This window comes from Stutzerimonas kunmingensis (assembly GCF_021432085.1).
Classification (GTDB): domain Bacteria; phylum Pseudomonadota; class Gammaproteobacteria; order Pseudomonadales; family Pseudomonadaceae; genus Stutzerimonas.
Genome location: NZ_CP090366.1, coordinates 1,816,744 through 1,828,841, shown reverse-complemented (window position 1 = coordinate 1,828,841; position 12,098 = coordinate 1,816,744). Strand labels below are relative to the sequence as shown.

The window sequence follows — 12,098 nt, the reverse complement described above, 5'->3', positions numbered from 1 at the left end:
AAATTCGGGTATTGGCAAACAGCGACGGCTCTGGAGGCACGAAGAGTTTGCACGCGGGCACGGAGCGATTGAAACAAAAAAGGGCGACTTGCGCCGCCCTTTTTTAAGTACCGCGGATCAGCCGCGGAATTCGGCGCGACCCTTGTACGGTGCCTTGCCGGCCAGCTGCTCTTCGATACGCAGCAGCTGGTTGTACTTGGACACGCGGTCCGAACGGCACAGCGAACCGGTTTTGATCTGACCAGCGGCAGTACCCACGGCCAGGTCGGCGATGGTGCTGTCCTCGGTCTCACCGGAGCGGTGCGAGATCACCGCGGTATAGCCGGCGGCCTTGGCCATCTGGATGGCTTCCAGCGTTTCGGTCAGCGAGCCGATCTGGTTGAACTTGATCAGGATCGAGTTACCGATCTTCTCGTCGATGCCGCGCTTGAGGATCTTGGTGTTGGTCACGAACAGGTCGTCACCGACCAGTTGCACCTTGTCGCCAATCTTGTCGGTCAGCACCTTCCAACCGGCCCAATCGGATTCGTCCATGCCATCTTCGATGGAGATGATCGGATAGCGCTGGCTGAGGCCGGCCAGGTAGTCGGCGAATCCGGCGGCGTCGAACACTTTGCCTTCGCCGGCCAGGTCGTACTTGCCGTCCTTGAAGAACTCGGAGGAAGCGCAGTCCAGAGCCAGTGTGACGTCGTCACCCAGCGTGTAGCCGGCGTTGGCGACGGCTTCGGCGATTGCGGCCAGGGCGTCTTCGTTGGACGCCAGGTTCGGCGCGAAGCCCCCCTCGTCACCCACGGAGGTGCTCAGGTCACGGGCCTTCAGCACAGCCTTCAGGTGGTGGAAGATCTCGGCGCCCATGCGCAGCGCGTCGGCGAAGGTCTTGGCGCCGACCGGCTGGACCATGAATTCCTGGATGTCGACGTTGTTGTCGGCATGCTCGCCGCCGTTGATGATGTTCATCATCGGTACCGGCATGGAGTAGACGCCCGGGGTGCCGTTCAGATCGGCAATGTGCGCGTACAGCGGCACGCCCTTGGCCTGAGCAGCAGCCTTGGCGGCAGCCAGCGACACGGCAAGGATGGCGTTGGCCCCCAGCTTGCCTTTGTTCTCGGTACCGTCGAGCTCGATCATCGCCTGGTCCAGCGCTTTCTGATCGAGCGGGTCCTTGCCCAACAGCAGGTCACGGATCGGGCCATTTACGTTGGCTACGGCAGTCAGTACGCCCTTGCCCAGGTAACGACTCTTGTCGCCATCACGCAGTTCCAAAGCCTCGCGGGAACCGGTGGATGCACCAGACGGCGCGCAGGCGCTGCCGATGATGCCGTTGTCCAGGATCACGTCGGCTTCCACTGTGGGGTTGCCACGGGAATCGAGAACTTCACGCCCCTTGATGTCGACGATCTTTGCCATTGTTGTTAACACTCCGTAGATAGCTGCAAGGCTTCAAGCAGTTTCGATTGGCGGGAAATTCTTGACGAGATCATCCAGCTGCTTGAGCTGGGTAAGGAAAGGCTCGAGCTTGTTCAGGCGCAGCGCGCACGGGCCGTCGCATTTGGCATTGTCCGGATCCGGATGCGCTTCGAGGAACAGCCCAGCCAGGCCCTGGGACAGGCCGGCCTTCGCCAGATCGGTGACCTGGGCACGACGACCACCCGCCGAATCGGCGCGACCGCCCGGCATCTGCAGGGCGTGGGTGACATCGAAGAACACCGGGTACTCGAACTGCTTCATGATGCCGAAGCCGAGCATGTCGACGACCAGGTTGTTGTAGCCGAAGGAGGAGCCGCGCTCGCAGAGGATCAGCTGATCGTTGCCGGCTTCCTCGCATTTGCGCAGGATGTGCTTCATCTCCTGCGGCGCGAGGAACTGCGCCTTCTTGATGTTGATCACCGCGCCGGTCTTGGCCATCGCCACCACCAGATCGGTCTGCCGGGAGAGGAAAGCCGGCAGCTGGATGATGTCACAGACGTCCGCGACGGGCTGCGCCTGCCAGGGCTCGTGCACATCGGTGATGACAGGCACGCCGAAGGTCTTCTTAACTTCCTCGAAGATCTTCATTCCTTCTTCCAGGCCCGGGCCGCGGAACGAGGTGATCGAGGAGCGATTGGCCTTGTCGAAGCTGGCCTTGAACACGTAGGGGATGCCGAGCTTCTCGGTCACCCGCACGTACTCTTCGCAGGCCTGCATGGCCAGGTCGCGGGATTCCAGCACGTTGATGCCGCCGAACAGCACGAACGGCTTGTCGTTGGCGATCTCGATGTTACCTACGCGGATGGTCTTCTGGCTCATGCCTTCTTCGCCTTGTATTCCAGCGCTGCCTTGACGAAACCGCTGAACAGCGGATGGCCGTCACGCGGCGTGGAGGTGAATTCAGGGTGGAACTGGCAAGCAACGAACCAGGGATGATCCGGAGCCTCGACCACTTCCACCAGCGCGCCGTCGCCGGAACGCCCGGTAATCTTCAGGCCCGCTGCCTGCAATTGCGGCAGCAGGTTGTTGTTCACTTCGTAACGATGGCGATGGCGCTCGACGATGCGCTCCTGGCCGTAGCACTCGAATACGTTGGAGCCGGCTTCGAGGCCGCACTCCTGCGCGCCAAGGCGCATGGTGCCACCCAGATCAGAGTTATCGCTGCGGGTTTCAACCGCGCCACTGGCGTCTTCCCATTCGGTGATCAGACCAACCACCGGGTGACCACTGTCCTTGTCGAACTCGGTGGAGTTGGCATCGGACCAGCCCAGCACGTCACGAGCGAACTCGATGACCGCGACCTGCATACCCAGGCAGATGCCCAGATACGGGATCTTGTTCTCACGGGCATAACGTACCGTAGCGATCTTGCCCTCGACGCCGCGCAGGCCGAAACCGCCCGGCACGAGAATGGCGTCGACACCTTCCAGCAGGCTGGTGCCCTGATTCTCGATGTCTTCGGAGTCGATATAACGCAGGTTCACTTTGGTACGGCTCTGGATGCCAGCGTGGCTCATCGCCTCGATCAGAGATTTGTAGGCGTCCAGAAGTTCCATGTACTTACCGACCATGGCGATGGTGACTTCCTTCTCCGGGTGCAGCTTGGCATCGACGACACGATCCCATTCGGAGAGATCGGCACCACGACACTCCAGGCCAAAGCGCTCGACCACGTAGTCATCGAGGCCCTGGGCATGCAGGATGCCTGGAATCTTGTAGATCGTATCGGCGTCCGGAAGGCTGATCACCGCGCGCTCTTCTACGTTGGTGAACAGCGCAATCTTACGCCGCGAGGAAACGTCGATGGCACGATCGGAGCGGCAGACCAGTACGTCAGGCTGCAGGCCGATGGAGCGCAGCTCCTTCACCGAATGCTGCGTGGGCTTGGTCTTGGTTTCGCCGGCAGTGGCGATGTAGGGCACCAGCGTCAGGTGCATCAGCATGGCGCGCTTGGCGCCCACTTCGACGCGCAACTGGCGAATCGCCTCAAGGAACGGCTGCGACTCGATGTCCCCGACGGTGCCGCCGACTTCAACCAGGGCAACGTCGGCATCGCCGGCGCCCTTGATGATGCGACGCTTGATCTCGTCGGTGATGTGCGGAATGACCTGAATGGTCGCACCCAGGTAATCACCCCGGCGCTCTCGGCGCAGCACGTCTTCGTATACGCGACCGGTGGTGAAGTTGTTGTTCTGGGTCATGCGGGTGCGGATGAACCGCTCGTAGTGCCCCAGATCGAGATCGGTCTCGGCGCCGTCGTGGGTGACGAACACCTCGCCGTGCTGGAACGGGCTCATGGTGCCCGGATCGACGTTGATGTAAGGGTCAAGCTTGAGCATCGTGACCTTCAGGCCCCGCGCCTCCAGGATGGCCGCCAATGAAGCCGAGGCGATGCCTTTCCCCAATGAAGAAACAACACCACCCGTGACGAAGATGTAGCGCGTCATGAAAAACCCTAGAAGTCTGCGTTAAGCGGCCGGCGCCGCCGGGGGAAAGCGAAGATGCCATTGCTCGCGAGCGGCAATAGCGCAACTGCCACGGATTCGAAGAAACCGCAGAAGCTGTATTGAGACGGGAGCGTAGTCTACCGGAAAGGCCTTATCAGCTCAAACCACTTAGAAGTCCGGCACGCACCAATACAGGGCGAACCGCCCGTTAGCCAGGAGTGGCAGATTGGCTACGCCGATCAGTTCATCATTGCAGTAAAGCAATGGCAGACGACTGCGCGCAAAATGGGGAACGCCAGCCTCGTTAAGCAGACGTTTCAGGTCGCGCCGGCCGCGGCCAGGCACGAGAAGCGCCTCGCCACCGTGCCGATAGCGGACCTGGAGTTTACCGGCAGGTGGCTCACCCTCCCCTCGAAGCATGCCATTGCCTGGGAGATCCAGGGCTGTGGACGGATCCGACCAGTCGATCGGCTCGACAACCGGCTCAAGCCAGCTATCGGGCAGCCACCAGACCCGCTCGCCAGTGCGCTGCAGCTCGCCCCCTGCCAAGCACCATCGCGGCGTGGCATCCGGCCGGGCATTCAGCAGCGACGCCCAGCCGGCCCAGTGATCCTCATCCGGCGCCAGCGTGAAGCTCGCCAGCCAATGACGTAGCGCGTTGCGCTGACGCACCGGCGTCAATGCTCGCAACGGCGGTAGCGCAAGGCTCGGCAGGCGCAGCCACTCAAAAGCGCTGGCCATGTTCGCAATGAGCAGATCCTGTTGCGCCAGCTCGTCCAGCAGTTGCTGCGCTTCAGTCATATGAGCCGCTGCTCGAGCCATACTCGAAGCCGCCTGCGGCCAGCGCCGCTTTAAAAGCGGCATGACCTCGCGGCGCAGAAAATTGCGCGAATAGTTGTGATCCTGATTGCTCGGATCCTCGACCCAGCGTAATGCGTTGCGCCGGGCGTACGCCTCGAGTTCGATGCGCGATACGCCGAGAAGCGGTCTCACCAGTCTGCCCAGACCTAGCGACCGCTCCACCGGCATCGCTGCCAGACCGCGCACGCCAGCCCCACGAAGCAGACGAAACAGCACAGTTTCGGCCTGATCGTCACGGTGTTGACCTGTCAGGAGCAGCTCGCCCTCCCTCAGGCATTCGGAGAACGCTTCATAGCGAGCCTCGCGCGCCGCACGCTCCAGGCTTGCGCCAGGCACGACCTTCACGCGGACCATTTGCAAAGGAACTCCTAAACCGTCGCAGATCGCCTGGCAATGCGCCGGCCAGCCCTCACCAGCGGCTTGCAGGCCATGATGCACATGGATCGCGCGAATCGCAGGCAACTCATGCTGTCCAGCGAGCCGTACCAGCAAATGCAACAGGACGGTCGAATCAAGACCACCAGACAACGCGACCCACCACGTCGGTGAACCACGCCAAGGTGCGAGAGCTGAAAGCAGGAGGGAGTCGAGGGACATACGAGCGCTTCGATGACCGGCGTTGACGGCAAGCATAAAGCCCGGCGGCAGAAGCAGCGATAGGACGTTGGGGGCGATCAACCCAGTGGCTTTCGCGTCTCGATTTCGAACGGTGAAATCGAGACGCGGATCAGGCGTGACGGATCAGGCGATACCGTAGCTCATCAGGCGCTCATAGCGGCGCGCGAGCAGCGCATCGGTATCCAGCGACTTGAGCATATGCAGCTGGCTGTTCAGCTGCTCACGCATGGCCGCAGCCATGACGGCAGGATTGCGGTGGGCGCCGCCCAGAGGCTCCGGGATCACCTTGTCGACGATGCCCAGGTCCTTGAGACGCTCAGCCGTCACACCCATGGCCTCGGCCGCTTCAGGTGCCTTCTCGGCGGTGCGCCAGAGAATCGAGGCGCAGCCTTCCGGCGAAATCACCGCGTAGGTGGAATACTGCAGCATGTTCAGCTGGTCGCAGACGCCAATAGCCAGGGCTCCGCCAGAACCGCCCTCACCGATCACGGTGGCAATGATCGGCGTCTTCAGACGTGCCATGACGCGCAGGTTCCAGGCAATGGCCTCGCTCTGGTTGCGCTCTTCGGCATCGATACCCGGATAGGCGCCCGGGGTGTCGATGAAGGTCAGGATCGGCATCTTGAAGCGCTCGGCCATCTCCATCAGACGGCACGCCTTTCGGTAACCCTCGGGGCGCGGCATGCCGAAGTTACGGCGTACCTTCTCGCGCACCTCACGGCCCTTCTGATGACCGATGATCATCACCGGCTGTCCGTCCAGACGCGCAGTACCGCCCACGATAGCGGCGTCATCGGAGAAGTGGCGATCACCGTGCAGCTCTTCGAACTCGCTGAACAGGTGATTGATGTAGTCGAGGGTGTAGGGGCGCTGCGGGTGGCGAGCCAGGCGGGCGATCTGCCAGCTGGTCAGATTGCCGAAGATGCTTTCGGTGAGCGATTCGCTCTTGTCCTGCAGGCGGGCAATCTCATCGCCGATGTTCAGCGAGTTGTCGTTACCAACCAGGCGCAATTCTTCGATCTTGGCTTGCAGGTCGGCGATCGGCTGTTCGAAATCCAGGAAATTCGGGTTCATAGGCATCCGTCATGCGTCGACGGCCAGGCGGCCGGGAGGCTGTTCCGTTTTTTGCGCCTTACCTTACGGGACGGGCGCATTCAGGTCGAACAAAAATTGTTCTGAACCATGACCCGGTCATCACCGGGCCGTTCGGGCCTGACCCGGAAAGCGCCATCGGCGACGTTCCGGGCCTCGGCCCTCTATCGGTATTGCAGGAAGACGTTGTCGCGCCCGAACTGGTCACGCAATGCCTGAATCAAGTTGTCGGCCGGGTCGATCCGCCAGGCTTCACCGAACTGCAGCAGGGCACGCGCGTCACGACCGGTGTATTCCAGCGTAATCGGGCAGGCCCCGCGATGACGGCCACAAACCTCGGCCAGCCAACGCATGCGCTCACCCTTGAGCGCCTCACCAGCGACCTTGACCCGTAGACTTTCGGCAAGCCCGGTGCGCGCCTCTTCCAGGCTCATAACCTGCTTGGCGCGCAGCCGCAGGCCACCGGAAAAATCATCGTTGCTTACCTCGCCCTCCACCACGACCAGCGCATCGGTTTGCAACAACGCCTGAGCAGTATTGAAAGCCTCGGCGAACAGTGACGCCTCGATGCGCCCCGAGCGGTCATCCAGGGTGATGAAACCCATCTTGTCGCCCTTCTTGTTCTTCATTACCCGCAGATTGACGATCAGGCCGGCAATGGTCTGCTCGCCACGCGCCGGACGTAGATCGACGATGCGCTGGCGTGCGAAGCGCCGCACCTCGCCCTCGTATTCATCGATCGGGTGACCAGTGAGATAGAGGCCGAGGGTGTCCTTTTCACCTTTCAGACGCTCCTTCAGAGACAGCTCACGCGCCTTGCGGTGGTTGGCGTAAACGTCAGCTTCGGGCTCGGCGAACAAGCCGCCAAACAGGTCCATGTGGCCGCTCTCAGCGCTGCGCGCCGTCTGCTCCGCGGCCTGCACCGCTTCTTCCATCGCCGCCAGCAAAACCGCCCGATTGCGGTCGATGTTGGCCTGATAGGCCTTGACCTCTTCGAAGAAATACGGACCTAGACGATCCAGCGCACCGGAGCGAATCAGCGCCTCAAGGGTACGCTTGTTGATCCGTTTCAGGTCGATACGCGCGCAGAAATCGAACAGATCCTTGAACGGCCCGCCTTCTGCTCGGCATTCGGCGATGGCCTCTACGGGCCCCTCACCGACGCCCTTGACCGCACCAAGGCCGTAGACGATACGACCGTCATCGTTCACGGTGAACTTGAATTCGGAAACATTCACATCCGGCGGATCGATGCGCAGCTTCATGCTGCGGCATTCCTCGATGAGGATCACCACCTTGTCGGTATTGTGCATATCCGCCGAGAGCACGGCAGCCATGAACGGCGACGGGTAGTGCGCCTTGAGCCAGGCCGTCTGGTAGGAAACCAGACCGTAGGCCGCCGAGTGCGACTTGTTGAAACCGTAACCGGCGAACTTCTCTACCAGGTCGAAGATGTTGCCTGAGAGTTCTTTGTCGATGCCATTGTTGGAACAGCCTTCGATGAAACCACCGCGCTGCTTGGCCATCTCCTCGGGCTTCTTCTTGCCCATGGCGCGGCGCAGCATGTCCGCACCACCCAGCGTATAGCCGGCCATGACCTGCGCGATCTGCATCACCTGTTCCTGGTACAGGATGATGCCGTAGGTGGGCTTGAGCACTGGCTCCAGCCCAGCGTACTGGTAGTCCGGGTGTGGATAGGAGACTTCGGCACGCCCGTGCTTGCGGTTGATGAAGTCGTCCACCATGCCCGATTGCAACGGACCGGGACGGAACAGCGCCACCAGTGCGATCAGGTCTTCCAGGCAGTCGGGCTTGAGCTTTTTGATCAGCTCCTTCATACCGCGGGATTCGAGCTGGAATACCGCGGTGGTCTCGGCCTTCTGCAGCAACTGGTAGGTTGGCTTGTCATCCAGCGGGATGAAGTCGATGTTGATCGGCTCCAGGCCCTTCTTGGCCTGTTCGCGGTTGATGGTTTCCAACGCCCACTTGATGATGGTCAGCGTCCGCAGGCCGAGGAAGTCGAACTTCACCAGACCGGCCTGCTCGACGTCGTCCTTGTCGAACTGGGTCACCAGGCCGCCACCCTCCTCGTCGCAAGCGATCGGCGCGAAGTCGGTGAGCTTGGTTGGCGCGATCACCACACCACCGGCGTGCTTACCGGTACCGCGAGTAATGCCTTCGAGCTTGAGCGCCATCTCCCAGATTTCCCGGGCGTCCTCGTCAACGGCGAGGAAGTCGCGCAGCGGCTCCTCCATTTCGTGGGCCTTTTCCAGCGTCATGCCGACTTCGAAGGGAATCATCTTCGACAACCGATCAGCCAGGCCGTAGGACTTGCCCTGCACCCGCGCCACGTCGCGCACCACGGCCTTGGCCGCCATGGTGCCGAAGGTGATGATCTGGCTGACCGCATTACGGCCATATGCCTCGGCCACGTAATCGATGACCCGGTCGCGACCATCCATGCAAAAGTCGACGTCGAAGTCGGGCATGGAAATACGTTCGGGGTTGAGGAAGCGCTCGAACAGCAGGTCATAGGCCAGCGGATCGAGGTCGGTGATCTTCAGCACGTAGGCGACCAGTGAGCCGGCACCCGAGCCACGACCAGGGCCGACCGGTACACCGTTGTTCTTCGCCCACTTGATGAAGTCCATAACGATCAGGAAGTAACCGGGGAAGCCCATCTGGATGATGGTGCCCAGCTCGAACTCAAGGCGATCGATGTAGACCTGCTTCTTCGCCTCGTAGTCAGGAGTGTCCTTGGGTAGCAGCACCTCGAGACGTTCTTCCAGTCCTTCAAACGACACCTGACGCAGGTAGTCGTCGATGGTCATGCCCTCGGGCACGGGGAAGTTCGGCAGGAAGTAGGTGCCCAACTGCACTTCGATGTTGCAGCGCTTGGCGATCTCGACGGTGTTTTCCAGCGCCTCGGGGAGGTCGCTGAACAGCTCGGCCATCTCTGCCGGAGTCTTCAGATACTGCTGATCAGAGTAGGTACGCGGCCGCCGCGGATCGTCCAGAGTTCGGCCTTCACCGATGCATACGCGGGTCTCGTGGGCCTCGAAGTCTTCCTGCTTGAGGAAACGCACGTCGTTCGTCGCGACCAGCGGCGTACCGCTGCGCTCGGCGAGCGCGACTGCAGCGTGCAGATACTCTTCGTCATTGACTCGGCTGGTGCGCTGAACTTCCAGGTAGAAGCGATCGGCAAACACATCGCGCCATTCAGCCAGACGCGATTCGGCCAGTGGTTCGTCGCCATTGAGCAGCGCCTGGCCGACCTCTCCCTCCCTGGCGCCAGACAAGGCGATCACACCTTCGGAGGCCTGCTTGACCCAGTCGCGCTCGATGATCACCAGATCGTTGCGCTGGCCTTCGGTCCAGCCGCGAGAGATCAGCTCGGTGAGATTGCGATACCCCTTGGGATTCATCGCCAGCAAGGTCAAGCGGCTGAGAGGACCGTCCTCGTCACAACCAGCCATCCAGATATCGGCACCGCAGATCGGCTTTATGCCGGCGCCCTGCGCGGCTTTATAGAACTTAACCAGCGAGCACATATTGCTCATGTCGGTCACCGCCACTGCCGGCATGCCGCCTGCCGCGACCGCCTTGATCAGCGGCTTGACCCGAACCAGCCCATCGACCAGCGAGTACTCGGTATGCAGACGTAGATGGACGAAGGAAACAGGCATGAACAGACCTTGAGCTGGCAGAACGACAAGCGCGGAATTGTACCGGAAAGCACGGACGGGCTGGCGACCGCGCTAACGGTAGCCGACACGATAAAAGGGTGTTCGGCGGCCCAGGATCTCATGAAGCACCTGGCTGGCCCGCGTACAGTTACCCGCTAGACCAGCAGCACGCTGGCCGGGATGTCGGTCTCGACAACTGCCTGCTCAAGCAGCGTACGCACGGGGGCGAAAGAGCGCCGATGAATGGGCGTAGGTCCTAGCCGACGAAGCGCTTCCAGATGGCTTGGAGTCGGATAACCCTTGTGCCCGGCCAGCCCATAACCCGGATAGCAGAGATCCAGGGCCTGCATTTCGCGGTCACGACTGACCTTGGCCAGGATGGATGCCGCAGCGATAGCCGGCACCTGACCGTCGCCCTGGATCACCGGTGCGCTGGGCACGTTCAGCTGAGGGCACCGATTGCCATCGATGAGTGCCAGCCGCGGCGTGACACTCAGTCCATCAACCGCACGCTGCATGGCGAGCATCGTGGCGTGAAGGATATTCAGCTGATCGATCTCTTCGACCTCGGCTCGGGCAATGCACCACGCCACCGCCTTTGCGCAGATCTCGTCGAACAACGCTTCACGACGGGCTTCGCTCAGCTTTTTCGAGTCGTTGAGGCCTTCGATCGGACGCGCCGGATCGAGGATCACTGCGGCGGTCACTACAGGACCACACAGCGGCCCGCGCCCGACCTCGTCGACGCCGGCAACCAGCTCTTCGACCAGATTGAAATCGAGTCCGAACTGCATCAACGAACTCCAACCAGGCGCAACACGGCATCGGCGGCCTGACTCGACGCATCGCAACGCAGGGTGCGATGAATACTGTCGAAGCCTTCGGTCTGCACGTCACCATCGTCCAGCAGTGGCGACAGAGACTGCGCAAGCGCTTCGGGGGTAGCGGCGTCCTGCAGCAACTCGGGAACCAGCAGACGCTGGGCCAGCAGGTTGGGAAGCGCAACATAGGGGCTCTTCACCAGCCGCCGAAGGATGCGGTAAGTCATTGGCGCTACGCTGTAGGCCACCACCATAGGACGTTTGAACAACAGCGCCTCAAGCGTTGCCGTACCGGAAGCAATCAACACGGCGTTGCAGGCGGCCAATGCCTCATGGGACCGGCCATCGAGCAGGGTCAGCGGCAAATCACGCGTAACCAGCATCTGCTCAAGCTGCAGCCGCCGCTCGGGGCTGGCGCAAGGCATGACAAAACGAATCCCGGGACGCATGGCACGCAACCGCTCGGCAGCGGAAAGGAACAGATCCCCCAGTCGAGCGACTTCGCCGCCCCTGCTACCGGGCATCAGCGCGACGATAAGGCCATCCGCTGGCAATCCGAGCGCTTGCCGTGCCGCGGCACGATCGGCGCAAAGCGGAATGGCATCAGCCAGGGGATGACCGACGAAGCGAACAGGTACCTGGTGCTCGTCGTAGAACCTGGCCTCGAATGGAAACAGCGTGAGCATCAGATCGCAGGCGTCACGGATCTTCAGTACCCGCTTCTGACGCCAGGCCCAGACCGACGGACTGACGTAGTGCACGGTCTTGATTCCGGCCCGGCGCAGCTTGAGCTCAAGCCCGAGATTGAAGTCCGGCGCGTCGATGCCGATGAATACATCCGGCCGCTGCTGGATCAGCGTGTCCACCAGGCGTTTGCGGCGGGCCAGCAGCTCCGGCAAACGACCGAGCACTTCGACCAGGCCCATCACTGCCAGACGCTCAAGCGGAAAGTACGACTGCAACCCTTCGGCCTGCATACGCGAGCCGCCGACCCCGATGAATTCGACATTCGCGTGCTGAGCCTTCAGCGCCTGCATCAGGCCCGCACCAAGGATGTCACCGGAGGACTCCCCGGCTACCAAGGCAACCCTGAGCGGCCGGTTCAT

Annotated in this window: 8 protein-coding genes; all 8 read right to left on the bottom strand. The window is 61.7% G+C overall.

Going from position 1 to position 12,098, the window contains the following annotated elements:
• Positions 1 to 117: 117 nt before the first annotated feature.
• The 8 genes from eno to lpxB all read right to left on the bottom strand — a co-directional run bounded on the left by eno (position 118) and on the right by lpxB (position 12,098).
• Positions 118 to 1,407 (bottom strand): phosphopyruvate hydratase, encoded by a 1,290-nt coding sequence (gene eno / locus LW136_RS08700; protein ID WP_234174981.1) that lies wholly within the window; start codon positions 1,405 to 1,407, stop codon positions 118 to 120.
• Positions 1,408 to 1,440: 33 nt separating this feature from the next.
• The gene (gene kdsA, locus LW136_RS08695) at positions 1,441 to 2,286 is read right to left on the bottom strand and encodes a 3-deoxy-8-phosphooctulonate synthase (protein WP_042925650.1); all 846 of its coding nucleotides are present in this window, start codon (positions 2,284 to 2,286) and stop codon (positions 1,441 to 1,443) included.
• Positions 2,283 to 3,914 (bottom strand): CTP synthase, encoded by a 1,632-nt coding sequence (locus LW136_RS08690; RefSeq protein WP_125862397.1) that lies wholly within the window; start codon positions 3,912 to 3,914, stop codon positions 2,283 to 2,285. Before LW136_RS08690 ends, kdsA begins: the two co-directional genes overlap by 4 nt.
• A gap of 168 nt (positions 3,915 to 4,082) precedes the next feature.
• Positions 4,083 to 5,372 carry a tRNA lysidine(34) synthetase TilS gene (gene tilS / locus LW136_RS08685; RefSeq protein ID WP_228207283.1) on the bottom strand — a complete coding sequence of 430 codons (1,290 nt, stop codon included), beginning with the start codon at positions 5,370 to 5,372 and terminating at the stop codon, positions 4,083 to 4,085.
• 144 nt (positions 5,373 to 5,516) lie between these two features.
• Positions 5,517 to 6,467 (bottom strand): acetyl-CoA carboxylase carboxyltransferase subunit alpha, encoded by a 951-nt coding sequence (locus LW136_RS08680; RefSeq protein ID WP_125897187.1) that lies wholly within the window; start codon positions 6,465 to 6,467, stop codon positions 5,517 to 5,519.
• Between the two features lie 182 nt (positions 6,468 to 6,649).
• Positions 6,650 to 10,171 carry a DNA polymerase III subunit alpha gene (dnaE, locus tag LW136_RS08675; protein ID WP_234174980.1) on the bottom strand — a complete coding sequence of 1,174 codons (3,522 nt, stop codon included), beginning with the start codon at positions 10,169 to 10,171 and terminating at the stop codon, positions 6,650 to 6,652.
• A 155-nt stretch (positions 10,172 to 10,326) separates the two neighbouring features.
• Positions 10,327 to 10,965: a ribonuclease HII gene (gene rnhB, locus LW136_RS08670; RefSeq protein WP_125878143.1), complete on the bottom strand. Its 639-nt coding sequence runs from the start codon at positions 10,963 to 10,965 to the stop codon at positions 10,327 to 10,329.
• Positions 10,965 to 12,098, bottom strand: a complete 1,134-nt coding sequence (lpxB, locus tag LW136_RS08665; RefSeq protein WP_234175244.1) for a lipid-A-disaccharide synthase — start codon at positions 12,096 to 12,098, stop codon at positions 10,965 to 10,967. The genes rnhB and lpxB overlap by 1 nt, the downstream gene beginning before the upstream one ends.